This window comes from Paracoccus seriniphilus, assembly GCF_028553745.1.
Classification (GTDB): Bacteria; Pseudomonadota; Alphaproteobacteria; order Rhodobacterales; family Rhodobacteraceae; genus Paracoccus; species Paracoccus seriniphilus.
The window spans coordinates 2,474,935-2,492,723 of sequence record NZ_CP067129.1 but is presented as its reverse complement, the minus strand read 5'-3'; the positions used below and the strand labels follow the sequence as shown (position 1 = coordinate 2,492,723).

Annotated in this window: 20 protein-coding genes; 9 read left to right on the top strand and 11 right to left on the bottom strand. The window is 62.7% G+C overall.

Annotated features, from left to right (window positions below):
- Window position 1: 1 nt before the first annotated feature.
- The 4 genes from JHW44_RS12170 (at window position 2) to ilvD (ending at window position 3,861) form a co-directional block, all read left to right on the top strand.
- Complete coding sequence (locus JHW44_RS12170) at window positions 2-187, top strand: hypothetical protein (protein WP_089342641.1); 186 nt, start codon at window positions 2-4, stop codon at window positions 185-187.
- Window positions 188-235: 48 nt separating this feature from the next.
- Window positions 236-1,432, top strand: a complete 1,197-nt coding sequence (locus tag JHW44_RS12165) for a UbiH/UbiF family hydroxylase (RefSeq protein ID WP_089342642.1) — start codon at window positions 236-238, stop codon at window positions 1,430-1,432.
- 164 nt (window positions 1,433-1,596) lie between these two features.
- Entirely contained in the window at window positions 1,597-1,911 is a 315-nt protein-coding gene (locus JHW44_RS12160) for a DMT family transporter (RefSeq protein WP_089342643.1), read from the top strand.
- A gap of 111 nt (window positions 1,912-2,022) precedes the next feature.
- Window positions 2,023-3,861 carry a dihydroxy-acid dehydratase gene (gene ilvD / locus JHW44_RS12155; protein WP_089342644.1) on the top strand — a complete coding sequence of 613 codons (1,839 nt, stop codon included), beginning with the start codon at window positions 2,023-2,025 and terminating at the stop codon, window positions 3,859-3,861.
- Between the two features lie 58 nt (window positions 3,862-3,919).
- Here ilvD and JHW44_RS12150 read toward each other — a convergent pair whose 3' ends face one another.
- The gene (locus tag JHW44_RS12150) at window positions 3,920-4,387 is read right to left on the bottom strand and encodes an Lrp/AsnC family transcriptional regulator (RefSeq protein ID WP_089342645.1); all 468 of its coding nucleotides are present in this window, start codon (window positions 4,385-4,387) and stop codon (window positions 3,920-3,922) included.
- On the bottom strand, window positions 4,384-4,839 hold the full coding sequence (locus tag JHW44_RS12145) for an Lrp/AsnC family transcriptional regulator (protein ID WP_089342866.1): 456 nt from the start codon (window positions 4,837-4,839) through the stop codon (window positions 4,384-4,386). Before JHW44_RS12145 ends, JHW44_RS12150 begins: the two co-directional genes overlap by 4 nt.
- A gap of 71 nt (window positions 4,840-4,910) precedes the next feature.
- On the opposite strand from JHW44_RS12145, the gene ilvC reads away from it, so the two are divergent.
- A complete protein-coding gene (gene ilvC / locus JHW44_RS12140) occupies window positions 4,911-5,990 on the top strand; it encodes a ketol-acid reductoisomerase (RefSeq protein ID WP_338065698.1) in 1,080 nt (359 codons plus the stop codon).
- A gap of 45 nt (window positions 5,991-6,035) precedes the next feature.
- On the opposite strand, the gene yghU is transcribed toward ilvC, so the two are convergent.
- Both yghU and JHW44_RS12130 read right to left on the bottom strand, forming a co-directional pair.
- Entirely contained in the window at window positions 6,036-6,908 is an 873-nt protein-coding gene (yghU, locus tag JHW44_RS12135; protein WP_089342647.1) for a glutathione-dependent disulfide-bond oxidoreductase, read from the bottom strand.
- Between the two features lie 108 nt (window positions 6,909-7,016).
- The gene (locus JHW44_RS12130; protein WP_089342648.1) at window positions 7,017-7,721 is read right to left on the bottom strand and encodes a corrinoid protein; all 705 of its coding nucleotides are present in this window, start codon (window positions 7,719-7,721) and stop codon (window positions 7,017-7,019) included.
- Window positions 7,722-7,862: 141 nt separating this feature from the next.
- On the opposite strand from JHW44_RS12130, the gene JHW44_RS12125 reads away from it, so the two are divergent.
- Entirely contained in the window at window positions 7,863-8,942 is a 1,080-nt protein-coding gene (locus JHW44_RS12125) for a PA0069 family radical SAM protein (RefSeq protein WP_089342649.1), read from the top strand.
- Window positions 8,943-8,948: 6 nt separating this feature from the next.
- Here the strand turns inward: JHW44_RS12125 and bmt are convergent, their stop codons facing one another.
- The 4 genes from bmt to rpsF form a co-directional block, all read right to left on the bottom strand.
- A complete protein-coding gene (gene bmt / locus JHW44_RS12120; protein WP_089342867.1) occupies window positions 8,949-9,959 on the bottom strand; it encodes a betaine--homocysteine S-methyltransferase in 1,011 nt (336 codons plus the stop codon).
- A 180-nt stretch (window positions 9,960-10,139) separates the two neighbouring features.
- Window positions 10,140-10,721: a 50S ribosomal protein L9 gene (gene rplI / locus JHW44_RS12115; RefSeq protein WP_089342650.1), complete on the bottom strand. Its 582-nt coding sequence runs from the start codon at window positions 10,719-10,721 to the stop codon at window positions 10,140-10,142.
- Window positions 10,722-10,733: 12 nt separating this feature from the next.
- On the bottom strand, window positions 10,734-10,961 hold the full coding sequence (gene rpsR, locus JHW44_RS12110; RefSeq protein ID WP_089342651.1) for a 30S ribosomal protein S18: 228 nt from the start codon (window positions 10,959-10,961) through the stop codon (window positions 10,734-10,736).
- Window positions 10,962-10,974: 13 nt separating this feature from the next.
- Window positions 10,975-11,337, bottom strand: a complete 363-nt coding sequence (gene rpsF / locus JHW44_RS12105) for a 30S ribosomal protein S6 (RefSeq protein ID WP_089342652.1) — start codon at window positions 11,335-11,337, stop codon at window positions 10,975-10,977.
- A gap of 208 nt (window positions 11,338-11,545) precedes the next feature.
- Between rpsF and prfA the strand changes: the two genes are divergently transcribed.
- The 3 genes from prfA to JHW44_RS12090 all read left to right on the top strand — a co-directional run bounded on the left by prfA (window position 11,546) and on the right by JHW44_RS12090 (window position 14,594).
- Window positions 11,546-12,601 (top strand): peptide chain release factor 1, encoded by a 1,056-nt coding sequence (gene prfA, locus JHW44_RS12100; protein WP_089342653.1) that lies wholly within the window; start codon window positions 11,546-11,548, stop codon window positions 12,599-12,601.
- Window positions 12,598-13,422 (top strand): peptide chain release factor N(5)-glutamine methyltransferase, encoded by an 825-nt coding sequence (prmC, locus tag JHW44_RS12095; protein WP_089342654.1) that lies wholly within the window; start codon window positions 12,598-12,600, stop codon window positions 13,420-13,422. Before prfA ends, prmC begins: the two co-directional genes overlap by 4 nt.
- Window positions 13,423-13,694: 272 nt before the next feature.
- Window positions 13,695-14,594: a DUF4167 domain-containing protein gene (locus JHW44_RS12090; RefSeq protein ID WP_089342655.1), complete on the top strand. Its 900-nt coding sequence runs from the start codon at window positions 13,695-13,697 to the stop codon at window positions 14,592-14,594.
- A gap of 79 nt (window positions 14,595-14,673) precedes the next feature.
- On the opposite strand, the gene rsmA is transcribed toward JHW44_RS12090, so the two are convergent.
- From rsmA to JHW44_RS12075, 3 genes are read right to left on the bottom strand one after another with little or no spacing between them, the layout of a single operon-like run.
- Window positions 14,674-15,528, bottom strand: a complete 855-nt coding sequence (gene rsmA, locus JHW44_RS12085) for a 16S rRNA (adenine(1518)-N(6)/adenine(1519)-N(6))-dimethyltransferase RsmA (protein WP_089342656.1) — start codon at window positions 15,526-15,528, stop codon at window positions 14,674-14,676.
- On the bottom strand, window positions 15,525-16,490 hold the full coding sequence (pdxA, locus tag JHW44_RS12080) for a 4-hydroxythreonine-4-phosphate dehydrogenase PdxA (RefSeq protein WP_089342657.1): 966 nt from the start codon (window positions 16,488-16,490) through the stop codon (window positions 15,525-15,527). Before pdxA ends, rsmA begins: the two co-directional genes overlap by 4 nt.
- Before the next feature lie 3 nt (window positions 16,491-16,493).
- Window positions 16,494-17,762, bottom strand: coding sequence for a peptidylprolyl isomerase (locus JHW44_RS12075; protein WP_089342658.1), 1,269 nt, complete (start codon window positions 17,760-17,762; stop codon window positions 16,494-16,496).
- Window positions 17,763-17,789: the final 27 nt, after the last annotated feature.

Genomic DNA, 17,789 nt, shown 5'->3' with positions numbered 1-17,789 from the left:
CATGACCAATGATCCCACTTCGGCTGACAATCGCCTTGCCTATCGAATCTTTGCCATCCTCCTGCTTGTCATCGTGGTCGTCGCGGCGCTTGTCGCGATGTTCGGGCTGCCAGTGCTGGGAATCGTCGGCCTGGTGCTGACGCTGGCCGTCTTCGTGGTCATGCTGACCTTCACGGCCGGGAACTGATCCGATCCCGATGTGCGGCACAGTGCCTGACAGGCAGAAGGCGACAGGATGACGGCGGATATCGAACAGGTTGACGTCCTGGTTTCAGGCGGCGGTATCGCGGGGCTGATGACGGCCGCGGCCTTCGGTGCCGAGGGGCTGACGACCGTTTGTGTCGATCCCGCCCCCCCTGTCACCAGCGAGGATCAGGCTGGCGCAGATTTGCGCACGACCGCATTCCTGACCCCCTCCGTTGATCTGCTGGACCGGATTGGCCTCTGGCAGCGACTTGACCCCCATGCGACCCCGCTTCAGATCATGCGTATCGTCGATGCGGGCGGGCGCAGCGCGACACCGCGCCTGACGCGCGAATTCGATGCCGCCGAGATCGGCGACAAGCCCTTTGGCTGGAACCTGCCCAACTGGCTGCTGCGTCGTGAAATCCTGGATCGTCTGCAACAGCTGCAATCGGTCAGCTTTCTGCCGGGAACCGGAACCCAGGATGTGATCGCGCGCGACGAGGGTGCCCTGGTCACGCTCAGCAACGGGCGAAAACTGCGCGCGCGACTGCTGATCGGGGCAGACGGGCGCAACTCGCCGGTGCGCCAGGCACTGGGGATCGGTGTCCGGACATTTCGCTATGGGCAGAAGGCCCTGGCATTTGCGGTCACCCATGAACTGCCGCATGAAAATGTTTCGACCGAAGTGCATCGCTCGGGCGGACCCTTCACGCTGGTGCCGCTGCCGGACCGTGATGGGAAACCCTGTTCGGCTGTGGTCTGGATGGAAAACGGGCGGGAAATCGCCCGCCTTGCGGCCCTGTCTGATGATGAATTCAATCAGCAGCTCAACATTCGCTCGGCCGGAGTCCTTGGGCTGCTGACGCGGGTGACCCCGCTGACGCAATGGCCGATCATCAGCCAGATTGCGGATCGCTTCGTTGCGACAAGGACAGCCCTCATCGCCGAGGCCGCCCATGTCGTGCCCCCCATTGGCGCGCAGGGCCTGAACATGAGCCTGGCCGATCTCTCGACTCTGGTTGATCTGTCCCGCTCCGATCCGGGCAGCGCCGAGAGCCTGCGCAGCTATGAACGTGCCCGCCGGCCCGAAGCCTATGCCCGCCTTATCGGGATCGACGCCCTGAACCGTGCCAGTCAGGCCGGCATCCGCCCGCTGCGCGATATTCGCGCAGCGACCCTTGGCGGGCTTTACGGCATTGCGCCCCTGCGCCGGCTCATGATGCGCGCGGGCCTGGGGTTGCGCTGAACGCGTCCTTCTTCTTCGTCCAAATACCCATGAACCCATCACATCCGCCGCTGTCGGCTTCTTGACCCGGTCAAGGGTGATCTCTATCTCACGCTACAAGAGGACGACCTCCCCAGAATGGGAAGAATCGCCGGGACGGCCCGGCCCCGAGACCAAAGGTTACCATGCCCTGGCTCATGCTCTTTGTCGCCGGACTGCTCGAAGTCGTCTGGGCGACCGCAATGAAACAATCTGCAGGATTCAGCCGGCCCTGGCCGACCGCTGTCATGGTCATCGGCATGATCGGCTCTTTCTGGTTGCTGGCTGCGGCCATGCGCCAACTGCCCCTTGGCACGGCCTATATGGTCTGGACCGGGATCGGCGCGATCGGTAGCTTCATCCTTGGTGTCGTCATGTTCGGTGATGCGCTGACACCGGCAAGGATGGCTGCGGCCGGGCTGATCGTGTCAGGAATCCTGGTCATGAAAATTGCCGGCTGAGGTTCTGGCGATGCATTCGGGACAGATTGCACCGCCTGACAGATGCTTTCGGCAATTTCCTTCCGCTTCAAGCAGTGATAAAGACATGCGCCGAGCCAAAGGAGATTAGCCATGCCCGCCTATCGTTCCCGCACCACCACACACGGCCGCAATATGGCGGGCGCACGCGGTCTATGGCGCGCGACCGGCGTGAAGGACAGCGATTTCGGCAAACCGATCATCGCCATCGTGAACAGCTTCACGCAATTCGTGCCCGGCCATGTCCACCTGAAGGATCTGGGCCAGCTGGTCGCGCGCGAGGTCGAGGCTGCGGGCGGTATTGCCAAGGAATTCAACACCATCGCGGTGGATGACGGCATTGCAATGGGGCATGATGGCATGCTGTATTCGCTGCCCTCGCGAGAGGTCATCGCGGATTCGGTCGAATATATGGTCAATGCGCATTGCGCCGACGCCATGGTCTGCATCAGCAATTGCGACAAGATCACACCGGGCATGTTGATGGCCTCGCTGCGGCTGAACATTCCCACGGTCTTTGTCTCGGGTGGTCCGATGGAGGCCGGCAAGGTCATTCTGGAAGATGGCAAGGTCAAGGCGCTCGATCTGGTCGATGCCATGGTCGCGGCAGCCGATGACAATGTGTCGGATGCGGATGTCGCGGCGATCGAACGCTCGGCCTGCCCGACTTGCGGCTCCTGCTCGGGCATGTTCACTGCCAATTCGATGAACTGCCTGACCGAGGCGCTGGGTCTGTCGCTGCCGGGCAATGGTTCGGCGCTGGCCACCCATGCCGACCGCAAGCGTCTGTTCGTCGAAGCAGGGCATCTGATCGTCGATCTGGCGCGCCGCTACTATGAAGGCGATGATGCCTCGGTCCTGCCACGCAATGTTGCCAGCCTGAACGCCTTCAAGAATGCCATGACGCTGGATATCGCCATGGGCGGCTCCACGAATACGGTCCTGCATCTGCTGGCCGCCGCCCATGAGGGCCAGGTGGAATTCACCATGTCGGATATCGACAAGCTGTCGCGCAATGTGCCGGTTCTGTGCAAGGTCGCCCCGGCCAAGGCGGATGTGCATATGGAAGATGTTCACCGCGCCGGTGGCATCATGGCCATTCTGGGCGAACTCGATCGCGCAGGGCTGCTGGATACATCGGTGAACAACGTGCATGCGGGAACGCTTGGGCAGGCTCTGGACCGGTGGGATGTCATGCGCACCCAGGCCGACAGCGTGCATGAATTCTATCGTGCCGCGCCGGGTGGCGTGCCGACACAGACGGCCTTCTCGCAGGATCGCCGCTATGATTCGGTCGATCTCAACCGAGAGACGGGCGTGATCCGGGATGCCGAACATGCCTTCTCGAAGGATGGCGGCCTGGCGGTTCTGTATGGCAATCTTGCCGAAGACGGCTGCATCGTGAAAACCGCCGGGGTTGATGAATCGATCCTGACCTTCACCGGCCCGGCCCATATCTTCGAAAGCCAGGACGATGCGGTCAGCGGCATCCTGACCGGCAAGGTCAAGGAAGGCGAGGTCGTGCTGATCCGCTATGAAGGGCCGCGCGGCGGACCCGGCATGCAGGAAATGCTGTATCCGACCAGCTATCTGAAATCCAAGGGGCTGGGCAAAGCCTGTGCCTTGGTCACCGATGGCCGCTTCTCGGGTGGGTCCTCGGGGCTGTCCATCGGTCATGTATCCCCCGAGGCAGCCGAGGGAGGCACCATTGGTCTGGTCGAGCAGGGCGATACGATCCGCATCGACATTCCCAATCGTGAAATCGAGCTGGTGGTGGATGAGGCCACCCTGGCCGAGCGTCGCAAGGCCCGCGATGCCGAAGGCTGGAAGCCTGCCAAGCCGCGCCAGCGCAAGGTCTCGACCGCTCTGCGCGCCTATGCGGCCATGACCACCAGCGCCGCCAAGGGTGCGGTGCGGATAATTCCGGAATAAGCCGTCAGGTTTCTGTCGAATATTGCAATGGCCGCGCCTTTTGCGCGGCCATTTCCATTCAGTCCATGGCCGACAGAGGTCCTGGCCTGCGTTCCTCGGACAGCATGACATTGGCCTCGACCTGACCGACGCCGGGCAGGGTCATGATGCGCCGACGCAGGATGCGCTCGAAATCGCTGATGTCGCGGGCGGTGATCCGCAGCCGATAGTCGAACTGGCCCAGAACATGCTGAACCACCTGCACCTCGGGAATTGCGGTGACGGCACGTTCAAAGTCATCCAGGCTGATGCGGCCCTTGGCGGCCAGTTTGATCCCCAGAAAGACCGTTACCCCGAATCCCAGTGCCGCGGCATCCAGAACCACCCGTCGACCCGAGATGACACCCTGATCCGTCAGCCGCCGGATGCGCCGCCATGCGGCTGGCTGGCCGATGCCGACGGCCCGGCCGATATCGGCCGCACTGCGGGTCGCGTCATCGGCCAGCAGGCGCAGGATCGCCAGATCGGTGCTGTCCAGCTCGGTCATAGCGCCAATTCTCCGCTATCCTTGATGGTCGAGATCAGCATCAGTGCATCCAGTTCTGCCAGATGTGGCAGGGTCAGGATCCTGTCGCGATAGATCTGCTGCCAATGCGCCATGTCCCGCGCGATGACCGTGGCCCGCCAGTCGACGCTGCCCAGAAAGCTTTGGATTTCGGTGATTTCGGGCACCTCGCGCAGCGCGGCAATGAAATCGTCAAAGGCGCGGGGATCGGTCTTGTCCAGAGTGAAGCGCATGCTGACCTCAACTTCCCACCCCAGCGCACGCCAGTTGATCCGGGCCTGCACACCCCCCAGAATTCCGGCCTCGCGCAGGCGCTCCAGCCTGCGCCACAGGCTGGCCGAGGTGACGCCGCAGCGTTCGGCCAGTTGAGCGTTTGATGCCGAGGGATCGGCAAGCATCTGACGCAATATGCGTCGATCAGTCGGATCAGGCATGAATTTCATGTGATCTTATTTATCACGGCATGATTTATTCGGCTATGGTCGAATTTTCGTGACGATTGCAGATTTCTTTCGCGGGCAAAGCCGCTAGAACAGCCGCATCGGAACGAAAGGAATTCCACATGCGCGTTTACTATGACCGCGATTGCGACGTGAACCTGATCAAGGACAAGAAAGTCGCCATTCTGGGCTATGGCAGCCAGGGCCATGCCCATGCGCTGAACCTGCGTGATTCGGGCGCCAAGAACGTCGTCGTTGCCCTGCGTGAAGGCAGCGCCTCGGCTGCCAAGGCTGAAGGCGAAGGCCTGAAGGTCATGGGCATCGCCGAAGCCGCCGCCTGGTGCGACCTGATCATGTTCACCATGCCCGATGAACTGCAGGCCGACACCTACAAGAAATATGTGCATGACAATCTGCGCGAAGGCGCGGCGATCGCATTCGCCCATGGCCTGAACGTGCATTTCGGCCTGATCGAGCCCAAGCCCGGCGTCGATGTCATCATGATGGCCCCCAAGGGCCCCGGCCACACCGTGCGTGGCGAATATGTCAAGGGCGGCGGCGTGCCCTGTCTGGTGGCCGTGCATCAGGATGCGACCGGCAAGGCGATGGATCTGGGTCTGTCCTATTGCTCGGCCATCGGTGGCGGTCGTTCGGGCATCATCGAAACCAATTTCCGCGAAGAATGCGAAACCGACCTGTTCGGTGAACAAGCCGTTCTCTGCGGCGGTCTGGTTGAACTGATCCGCATGGGCTTTGAAACGCTGGTCGAAGCCGGATACGAGCCTGAAATGGCCTATTTCGAGTGCCTGCACGAAGTGAAGCTGATCGTCGACCTGATCTATGAAGGCGGCATCGCCAACATGAACTATTCGATCAGCAACACTGCGGAATATGGCGAATATGTCAGCGGTCCGCGGATTCTGCCCTATGAAGAAACCAAGAAACGCATGAAAGCGGTTCTGACCGATATTCAGACCGGTAAATTCGTGCGCGACTTCATGGTGGAAAACGCTGTCGGTCAGCCGTCCTTCAAGGCGACCCGTCGCATCAACGACGAACACCAGATCGAGCAGGTCGGTGCGAAGCTGCGCGAAATGATGCCCTGGATCAGCAAGGGCAAAATGGTCGACAAGAGCCGCAACTGATTGCGATGAAATTGGAAAGCCCGGCTTGCGCCGGGCTTTTTCATGTCAGGACTGGGGTTCCAGCTTGTCTTGCGTGCGGGTGTCGAAATCCGATGCGTCATGACGTTCCCACAATTGTTCGGACGGATCGCCCGAAGTCCTGTTGACCATGACGCCGCGCTGCACGGCAGGGCGTTCTGCGATTTCTGCCTGCCATCTCAGCACATTCTTGTAGCTTTGGGCGTCGATGAAGGTTGCCGCATCGCCATAGGCACCGCCCGTGACCAGACGCCCATACCAGGGCCAGATCGCCATATCCGCGATGGAATATTCATCGCCCGCCATGAAGCGGTTGTCAGCCAGATGCTTGTCCAGAACGTCCAGCTGGCGTTTGACCTCCATCGTGAAGCGGTCGATGGCATATTCGATCTTGACCGGTGCATAGGCGTAGAAATGGCCAAAGCCACCGCCCAGATAGGGTGCCGCGCCCATCTGCCAGAACAGCCAGTTCATGGCCTCGGTCCGCGCGGCGGGATCTCTGGGCAGGAAGGCACCGAATTTTTCGGCCAGATAGAGCAGGATCGAACCGGATTCAAAGACCCGTCGTGCCGGTGACGCCGAATGGTCCATCAGTGCCGGAATTTTCGAGTTCGGGTTGGCGCTGACAAAGCCGCTGGAGAACTGGTCGCCATCGCCGATCCTGATCAGCCAGGCATCATATTCCGCGCCGGAATGTCCCTGCGCCAGCAGTTCCTCCAGCATGATTGTGACCTTCTGACCGTTGGGCGTCGCCAGCGAGTAGAGCTGCAGGGGATGTTTGCCGACCGGCAGTTCCTTGTCATGGGTCGCGCCAGAGACCGGCCTGTTGATGCTGGCAAAGGTGCCACCGTTTTCCTTGTTCCAGGTCCAGACTTTGGGCGGCGTATATTCTTCGGTCATGGCATATCCTGCGTTCTGCTGTGCTTGCCACCTGACAATTGTGCCTGCGGCCGCCCGATTTCAACGCCCTGAATCTGCAATCCCGGAATTCTACCCCGCCCTGCCGGGTCAATGTGCCGAAATCTGGTTGTGCCGACGCAACATGAAGTCCTTGGCGGTTTCCACGGCGACCGCGGCGTCGCGGCAATAGGCATCTGCGCCAATCGCCTGACCGAATTCCTCGTTCAGGGGCGCACCGCCGACCAGAATGATGAAGTCGTCGCGGATTCCCTGTTCCTTCATCGTGTCGATCACGATCTTCATGTAGGGCATGGTGGTGGTCAGCAGGGCGGACATGCCGATGATATCCGCCTCTTCGCGCTGCGCGGCTTCGATATAGTTTTCGACCGGATTGTTGATGCCCAGATCGACGACCTCGAAGCCGGCACCTTCCATCATCATCGAGACAAGATTCTTGCCGATGTCATGGATGTCGCCCTTGACCGTTCCGATCACCATCTTGCCCATCCGGGGCGCGCCGGTTTCCGCCAGCAACGGCTTCAGGATCGCCATGCCGCCCTTCATCGCATTGGCGGCCAGAAGGACCTCGGGCACGAAGAGGATGCCATCACGGAAGTCATGGCCGACAATGGTCATGCCTGCGACCAAGGCCTTGGTCAGCACATCATAGGGTGCCCAGCCGCGATCCAGCAGAATCTGCACGGCTTCCTCGATCTCTTCGCGCATGCCGTCATAAAGATCATCCATCATCTGCAGGACAAGATCTTCGTCATTCAATTCGGACAGGATGATTTCGTCGTTCTCTTCGGTCATCTCGGGACTCCTGCTGGCGTGATTCCAGCGTTGCCCCCAGTGCAGGGAAAACGGGTGATGCAAAACGACCTCCCATCGCCCTGACGCGACCTTTCGCAGGAATCTCTGGCATGTGTTCCGTTTATGTTCTAGTATCTCGCCATGCTTCCACCAGGTGATCCGACAGAAAGACGAAGGGCGCGCGGCAGCGCCAGCCGCCCTGCGGGACGGTTCGAAAATCTGGTCCGCGAGCATGAATCCGACGGCTGGGATCTGGTCGAGGAAACGCAACTGCTGCGCACCGAGGTCGTGACCGAGCGTCCGCGCAGCATCATCACGCGCAATAGCTCGCCCGATATCTCCTTTGACCGTTCGATCAATCCCTATCGCGGCTGCGAACATGGCTGCATCTATTGCTATGCCCGGCCCAGCCACGCCTATCTGGGCCTGTCTCCGGGGCTGGATTTCGAAACCCGGATCACCGCCAAGCCCGATGCCGCTGAATTGCTGCAGCGGGAGCTGGCGCGCCCGTCCTACAAGGTTGCGCCGATTGCCCTGGGCACCAATACCGACCCATATCAGCCGGTCGAGGCGCGTCTGGCGATCATGCCCGATATCCTGCGCGTCCTGCGCGACTGGAACCATCCGGTGACATTGGTGACGCGCGGCAGGACGGTGCTGCGGGATCTGGATCTCTGGGCGGAACTGGCGGCGCGCAATCAGGCGCTGATCGGCATCAGCATCACCACGCTGGATGCGGCGCTGGCCCGTGCGCTGGAGCCGCGCGCGCCCACGCCCGAGGTCAGGCTGCGGATGATCCGCGAATTGTCGCGTGCCGGTGTGCCCGTGCGGGTGATGGTCGCCCCGGTGATCCCGGTGCTGACCGAGCCCGAGATCGAGTCGATCCTGACCGCTGCGCGCGAAGCCGGGGCAAGCACTGCCAGCATGATTGCCCTGCGTTTGCCCCATGAGGTCGCGCCGCTGTTTCGTGACTGGTTGCAGCGACACAAGCCGGATATGGCCGCGCATGTGATGAACCGGGTTCAGGCCATGCGCGGCGGGCGCGACAATGATTCCCGCTTTGGCCATCGTTTCAAGGGTGAAGGGACCGAGGCACAGTTGGCGCGTCAGCGGTTCCGGCTGGCGCGGCGCCGGCTGGGCTATCACGAAGGCATGCCGGCACTGGACTGCACGCGCTTTGGCCCCCCGCCGCGGACGGGGGATCAGTTGTCGCTGTTCTAGATCGGGTTATCCGCGACGGCGGCCGCGACGTTCGCGGGTCGGGCCGGAATCATCCGTGCCGTCGCTGCTGGAGCTGAAGCCGCCCAGACGTTCGGCAATCAGTTCCAGCGAGGGGCGCGGGCCTGCGGGCCGGGTTTCCAGCGCCTCGCGCATCGCGCGCAGATGTTCGGGCATGGTGCCGCAGCATCCGCCGATGATCCGCACGCCCAGATCACGTGCCAGGCAGGCGTAATCGGCCATCAGTTCGGGCGTGCCGTTGTAATGGATATGCCCCGCCTCGAAACGCGGAATGCCGGCATTGCCCTTGGCGATCAGCGGGCGTTCATTGCCCGAGGCCAGAAAACCGGTGACCGTGCGCAGCAGATCAGATGCGCCGACACCGCAATTCGCGCCATAGGCAACCGGCGGATTGGGCAGCTTCTCGACCAGCGCCGAAAGCTGCGCCGAGGTCAGCCCCATCATCGTGCGGCCTGCGGTGTCAAAGCTCATGGTGCCGCACCAGGGCATCCCGACCAGACGCGCGGCTTCCGCCGCGGCGCGGAATTCCTCGGCGGCGCTGATGGTTTCCACCCACAGGACATCCACGCCGCCATCCTTCAGGGCTTCGGCCTGCTCATGGAACATTTCGACGGCGCCTTCATGGGTCAGTGCACCCATCGGGGCCATGATTTCTCCGGTCGGGCCCATGCTGCCCGCAACGATGACCTTGCGACCGGCGCTGTCGGCCACCTCACGCGCCAGTTCGGCGGCCACGCGGTTCAATTCGCCCACGCGCGAATCGGCCTTGTGCAGGCGCAGGCGGCTGGCGTTGCCACCAAAGCTGTTGGTCAGGAACAGATCCGAGCCGGCATCCACCGCGCCGCGATACAGCGCGCGAATCCTGTCGGGGTGATCTGTGTTCCACAATTCCGGCGGTTCTCCGGATTCCAGCCCCATGTTGAACAGGTTGGTTCCGGTCGCCCCATCTGCCAGCAGCCAGTCGCGCTCCGTCAGTAGGCGGGTCAGGGGATCGGTCATCTGCATATCCTCGGATCTATCACGTCAAGGTTGCGCGCCTGTGTCACAACCCAGGCCGGTGGTCAAATCCTAACATGAACCCTGTCAGGGAGTGCAAATCATCGGCAAAAGAAAATCGCCGCGCCGGTGGTCCGGCGCGGCGTCGATCGTGGTCCTGATCACGGGGATCAGATGGATGCCTCAGGCGTCGTCGCCTTCGTCTTCGGAAGCGCCACCGATGTCGTCAAACAGTTCGGCGATCTCGAATTCTGCTTCCGCGTCGGCTTCGGCAGCCAGATCCTGGATCGACTTGCCTTGTGCCTGCAGTTCGGCTTCTTCGTTCGAACGGGCAACGTTCAGCGTGATCGTTGCCTCGACCTCGGGGTGCAGCACGACGGTGACGTCATGCAGGCCCAGGTCCTTGATCGGCGTTTTCAGAACGATCTGCTTGCGATCGACGGTGAAGCCGGCCTCGGTCGAGGAATCGGCGGCGTCGCGCGTGGTGACCGAACCGTAAAGAGCGCCCGAATCGGATGCCGACCGGATGATGACGAAGGTCTGGCCGTCCAGTTTGTCGGCGACCTTCTGTGCTTCGGCCTTGGTTTCGGCGTTGCGTGCTTCAAGCTGCACCTTGCGCTCTTCAAAAGCGGCGATATTGGCGTCCGATGCGCGCAGGGCTTTGCCCTGGGGCAGCAGGAAGTTGCGGGCATAGCCCTCTTTCACCTTCACCACTTCGCCCATCTGGCCCAGTTTGGCCACGCGTTCCAAAAGGATGACTTGCATGATCAGGTCTCCTTATTTCACGACATAGGGCAGCAGGGCGAGGAAGCGGGCGCGTTTGATGGCACGGGCCAGTTCACGCTGCTTCTTTGCCGAGACTGCGGTGATGCGCGAAGGCACAATCTTGCCGCGCTCGCTGATGTAGCGCTGCAGCAGACGGGTGTCCTTATAGTCGATCTTCGGCGCATTATCACCCGAGAACGGGCAGACCTTGCGACGGCGGAAGAACGGTTTGTTCGCCATGGTTCAGATCTCCTCAGTTCCGGTCGCGACGTTCGCGGCGATCGCCACGTTCTTCGCGTTTTTGCATCTGCACCGAAGGACCTTCTTCGTGCTCGTCAACGCGGATGGTCATCACGCGCATCACGTCGTCATGCAGACGGGCAAGACGCTCCATCTCCTGCACGGCTGCCGAAGGGGCATCGGTGCGCAGGAAGGCGTAATGGCCCTTGCGGTTCTTGTTGATCTTGTAGGCGAGGGTGCGGACACCCCAGTATTCGTTGTCGATGACCTTGCCGCCATTGTCGGCGAGAACGGTCGAAAAATGTTCGATCAGCCCTTCGGCCTGCGTGTTAGACAGGTCCTGACGGGCGATCAGCACATGCTCATACAGAGGCATGGCGATCCTTTCATCAATGGCCACTTCATAGGCGGGCTTCAGCCTTCCGCACCCGCCACGAGAGGTTGCCGGTTGCACAAATCTCGGCGGAAGGATGGGGCCTTATAGCGGGCGATCTTGAAGATGCAAGGCAAATCCCCGCATGAGGGGGCGGCCAGGGCAGATAGGCGCTTTACGGGGGGCGTGCGGGGCTATAAATCCGCACATCATGCTTCCCGAAGACCGCCTTCACCAGATCACCCAGCGTTTCGAGTTTCTCGAAGCGCAGCTCAATGCCGGCGCGGCGCCCGACCAGATCGCGCGGATCAGCCGCGAATATGCCGAGCTGAAACCCGTGGTCGAGCAGATCGCCCATTGGCGCGAGGCGCGCGATGGCATGGCCGAGGCGCGTGCGATGCTGGCCGATCCCGAGATGCGTGAACTGGCCGAGGACGAATTGTCACGCCTGCAGGACGAGCTTCCCCGGATCGAACAGGAGTTGCGGCTGGCGCTGTTGCCCAAGGATGCCGCGGATGCGCGCCCGGCCATCATCGAGATCCGCCCCGGAACCGGTGGTGACGAAGCCGCGCTGTTCGCTGGTGACCTGCTGTCGATGTATCGCCGCTATGCGGAATCGCAGGGCTGGAGCTTTCAGGTGCTGGAACTGGCGGAAACCGAACTGGGCGGCGTCAAGGAGGCCATGGTCCGCGTCGCAGGCGAGGGGGTCTTTGCCCGGCTGAAATATGAATCGGGCGTGCATCGCGTCCAGCGGGTGCCCGAGACGGAATCCGGAGGGCGCATCCATACCAGCGCCGCCACCGTTGCGGTTCTGCCCGAGGCTGCCGATGATGTGGAAATCGACATTCCTGCAGGCGATATCCGCATCGACACGATGCGCGCCAGCGGCGCGGGTGGGCAGCATGTGAACACCACCGACTCGGCGGTGCGGATCACCCATATCCCGACCGGCATCGTGGTGACCTCGTCCGAGAAATCCCAGCACCAGAACCGCGCCAATGCCATGGCCGTCTTGCGTGCGCGGCTATATGACATGCAGCGCCAGCAGGCCGATGCCGAACGTGCCGCAGACCGCAAGTCCCAGGTCGGCAGCGGCGATCGCAGCGAGCGCATTCGGACCTACAACTTTCCCCAGGGGCGGATGACCGATCACCGTATCAATCTGACGCTCTATTCGCTGGACCGGGTCATGGCCGGGGATCTGGGCGATATCATCGACGCACTGACCTCGCATGATCAGGCGGCGCGTCTGGCTGCGCAGGAATGACCATCGACGAGGCGCGGCGGGTGGCGGCCGCACGGCTGGGCGCGGCCGGAATCGTCGGCGCTGCACGCGATGGCGACCGTATCCTGGCCGCCATACTGGATGTCGAGCCGGGCCGCTTGCGGATCATGGACAATCGCGCCCTGACCGAATCCGAGACAACGCGCCTGACCGCGGCGATTTCCGCCCGCGCGGCGCATCAGCCGGTGGCGCAGATCGTCGGCTATCGCGATTTCTATGCCCATCGCTTCCGGGTCACATCCGACACGCTGGACCCGCGCCCGGAAACCGAAACCCTGATCGATGCGGCGCTGCAGTTGACGTGGAGCTCGGTGCTGGACATGGGCACGGGAACCGGCGCCATCCTGATTTCGCTTCTGGCCGCGCGGCCCGGCGCAAGGGGGCAGGGCACGGATATCTCTCTGCAGGCCCTTGAGGTCGCAAGGGACAATGCCCGCCGGATCGGCGTGGCGGCGGATTTCGCGCAGGCCGACTGGTATCAGGGCATCGATGCAGGCTTTGATCTGATCGTCTCGAATCCGCCCTATATTGCCGCGGAAGAGATGTCTGGCCTGTCTCCCGACGTTCTGAACTGGGAACCGCATCTGGCCCTGACAGATGGTGCAGACGGGCTGACCGCCTATCGGACCATCGCAGCGGGGGCACAGGCGCATCTGAACCCCGGCGGCCATGTCCTGGTCGAGATCGGGCACCGGCAGGGGCAGGCGGTCTCGGCGCTGTTTCAGGCCGCGGGCGCACGAACCCGTGTGATCGCCGATCTTGACGGAAGGGATCGTGTCGTTCAGGCTTGGTTTCACGGATGAATCCCGAAAATTGCGGCGAATTTCACCAAAATGACAACTTTTTCCTTGTAACGCCGCTGACTGCATGATTAGTCAGCTGCGTGTCGGGGGCCCTAGCCGCCACACGGGTCAGCCTGACAATTGCCATGATCGACCGGGTGCGCACAGCGCCTTGCTAGGCAAGAACTGGGCTTGAATGGCAGGTTGCGAGTAAATTCCGCCGACGCCGCCCGAAACGCAGACCGGACCGCTCCGGCCACCCAGACTACCCTGGAACCATAACAGACAGACTGATGAGATCATCGAAATCCCGTTCGCGTAACAAGTCGAATCGCCAGCGCTCGCTGGGGAATATAGTCAACCGCGTGTTTGACAGCTCGGGTCCTGAAGGAAAGGTCCGGGGCACGCCTCAGCAGATCATCGACAAATATCTGACGCTGGCGCGGGACGCGCAGCTTTCCAATGACCGCGTGGCCGAGCAGAGCTTTTTCCAGCATGCCGAGCATTACACGCGCATGCTGGGCGAAGCGCAGCGCGAAATGGCCGAGCGTCAGGCGCAGCAACAGCAGCATCACAATCAGCGCCAGAATGGCGATGATGACCGCGATGGGCATGGCCAGCAGAATGGCCAGCGTGGCGACAATGGTCACCGCGACCACCGCAACCGCGATCATAACAACGGTCAGCGTGATACGGCGCAGGGTGATCGCAATCAGCAGGATCGCGGCCAGCAAGAGCGCAATCAGCAAGAGCGTGCGCAGACTGCCAGCAGTGATGAGCAGCCTGTCGTCAAGGAAGAGGCGGCCCCGGCGTCCGTAGCCGAGTCCAAGCCTGCGCCCCAGCGTCGCAGCTCTTCACGCCGCAGCGCCTCGACCAAGTCGGAAACTGCAGCAAAGCCCGAGCCCGAAGCCCAGGCAGAGCCCGCAACCAGCGCCGAAACTGAAGCCGAGGTGCAGCCGCAATTGGGTCTGCCCGATGCCGTGGCGCCGCAGGGCGAAGCCGGACCGGTCGAGACCCCCGAGGCTGCACCGGCCAAGAAGACGCGTGCGAAAACCACCCGCGCGCCCCGCGCTCCGCGCAGCACCACCAGCCGCAGCAAGCGCAAGGCCAGCGATGGCGAGACCGCGCCCGCAGAAGCCGAGGCGACCCCGGCGCCGGATGCTGCGCCGGAAAACGGTGCCGAACAGGGCTGAGACGAGATCCATCACCAGACTGACAGGGCCGCTTTTGCGGCCCTTTCTTTTGTGTCATGTCTACAAGGTGCCGTGAACGTCAGCCCGCCTTGCGCGCTTCCTTCAGCGCCCGAGCCAGGGCGCAGAAACGTTCGAGGTCGATTTCCTCGGCGCGTGCGGTGGGGGCGATATCCACCTGCTCCAGCAGGCCTTCGATCTGCGGATGCAGGCCGCGCAGGCTGGCCCGCAGCATCTTGCGCCGTTGGTTGAAACCCGCCGCGGTGATCTGTGACAGAACCGCCGGGTCGGCGGGAAAGCGAGGTTCCGGCAGCGCCGTCAGATGCACCACCGCCGAATGGATCGAGGGCGCTGGCACAAAGGCTTCGGGCGGCAGGGTCATGACGATCCGCGCATCGCTGCGCCATTGCGCCAGCAGGGCCAGCCGTCCATAGGCCTTGCTGCCCGGCCTTGCGACGATGCGTTCGGCCACTTCCTTCTGGAACATCAGCGTCAGCGATTGCCAGAAGGGCGGCCATTGCGGCGGTGTCAGCCAGCGGATCAGCAGTTCCGTGCCGATATTATATGGCAGATTGGCGGCAACACGGATCGGCGGGGTCAGATGCTCCAGCGGGTCGATGGCCAGCGCATCGCCGTTGATGACCTGCAGGCGACCCGGATAGGCCTGTGCAATCTCTTCCAGAGCCGGAAGGGCACGGGCATCCTTTTCAATCGCCAGAACGCGCCGCGCGCCTTCGGCCAGCAGACCACGGGTCAGCCCGCCGGGGCCGGGACCGATTTCCAGAATGTCGCATTGCGACAGATCCCCGGCCTGACGCGCGATCTTCGAGGTCAGGTTCAGGTCCAACAGGAAATTCTGGCCAAGCTGCTTCTTCGCGCGCAATTCATGGCGCGCGATCACCTCGCGCAGGGGGGGCAGATTGTCGATGCTGCTCATCCGCGCGACCTTGCCATGTCCTGCGCCATCCGCAGCGCCGCGATGGTCGAGGTGGCATCGGCCACGCCCTGTCCGGCGATGTCGAAGGCGGTGCCGTGATCTGGCGAGGTCCGCACGAAGGGCAGGCCAAGCGTGACATTCACGCCGCCCGCGAAATCCAGGGTCTTGATCGGGATCAGCGCCTGATCGTGATAGGCGCAGATGGCGGCATCATAACGCGACCTTGCATTGGCATGGAACATCGTATCGGCGGGCAGGGGGCCGGCGATATCCATGCCTTCGCCGCGAAGCCGTGCCAGCAGCGGGCGGATGAAGCTGTTCTCTTCGCTGCCCATGGCACCACCTTCGCCGGCATGCGGATTCAGGCCGGCCACGGCCAGGCGCGGGGCGACAATGCCGAAATCCCGGATCAATGCCGCATGCGTGATGCGGATGGCCTGCTCCAGCCGGTCGACCGTCAGCGCGGCGGGAACCGAGGCCAGCGGGATATGGATGGTGGCTGGCACGACGCGGCAAGGCGGCTGCACCGATGTCGAGGCCAGCATCATTGCCACCGGGACATCCCCGGCAAGATCGGCCAGATACTCGGTATGCCCGGGAAAGGCGAATGCCGCGCCTTCTTTCAGAACCTGCTTGTTGATGGGCAGGGTGGTGATGGCCTGCGCTTCGCCACGCATGACCAGTTCAACGGCACGGGCAATGACCTCGATCACGCCCTGCGCGTTGGCGGGATCGGGCCGCCCCGGTGTCACGGGAGCGACAAAATCGTGGCGCAGGACGGGCAGCTGGCCGGCAGGCACCGGGTCCGAGGGGGCGACGATCTCGCAATAGGCTGTGCCTTGGGGCAAATGCCGGGGGTCGCCGATCCAGGCGAAATCGACCCCGGACTCCATGGCGGGAACCACCAGTTCGGGGCCAATGCCGGCGGGTTCGCCGCAGGTCAGCAGGATACGGCTGATCATGGCTTACGGACGCCGGATAATCGCATCGGCGCGCAACTCGGCCAGATAGGCATCGGCGGCGGCATTCGCCTTGCGGCTATAGATGTCCTCGCGCAGGACCTCGCGGTTGGGGATGCCCTGCGTGTCGGGCAGTGCCGCCTCGACGCCGTCATCGGGCAGTGCGGTGGTCGGAACGTCCTGTTGCGCCCGGGCCAGCAGGGCCGGCTGACGAGAACAGAGGACGACGACATCGGCGGCATTGCCGTAATTCACGATGCCGGCTTCATCGTCATCCATCGAGGCCAGACGGGTCGCGATCAGGGCGGGAATGGCATTCTGCGACTGGGTCTGACGGTTGACCATCGGCGCGGCATCGCTGCCGGCCTGCACATAGAGATCGTCGCAGTTGCGCACCCGTGCCGCCAACTGCGTGGCCTCGGCGGCCGAAGGCATCCGCAGTGTCATGTATTCCAGCACCTGCTCCTTGGCACCGGGGCGCAGATTGCCCTGCTTGTCGCGCAGGTAGAACAGCACCACCGCTCCGGGCACCGTCAGGGGCTGGGTGATCTGGCCGGTGGACAGATTGGTCAGCACCGGGCGCAGCGCCGGGGGCAGGTTGTCCAGCCCGATCCAGTTCAGACGCCCACCCGATGAGGCAGTGCCAGCCGCCGAGTATTTGCGCGCGGCGGCGGCGAATTGCGCTTCGTTCGGTTGAGATGCCGCAATCGCGCGGGCGCGGTTCATCGCGGCCTCTTCCTGACCTTCCGGGGCGGGAATGATCAGTTCCGACAACAGCACGCGCGAAATGATCGGCGTCTCGATCTGGCGCTTCATCTCCTGATCGACCTCGGCGTCGGACACGCTGATCTGCGACAGCAGGCGCTGACGGATGACGCCGCGCCAGGCAACGCCAGCCTTGACGAAATCACGATAGGCCTGAGGTTCGACACCTGATTTTTCCAGTGCCGCAGTGAATTCGGCGGCGGACATGCGGGCGCGACTGGCAAATTCCTCCAGCCCGGCCTGCAGCCCCTGCTCCGTGACTTCGATTCCCAGTTGTTGGGCGGCGTAGATGCGCAGCCGGTCGTTGATCAACGCATCCTCGGCCTCGGCCTGATCTGCGGGCGAGCCAAGGATCTGCATGAACTTCATGCGCTGCTCGACCTCGTAGCGGGTCACGGCCTTGTCATTGATATAGATGACGGGCGCGAATGGATTCTGCGCGACAGTCGGTCCGGCCGCGCCAAAGATCAAGGTCGCCGCAATGGCAACGCTGGAAAGAATATGCCGCATCTGCAGGCCCCCAAATCACTTGTCGCG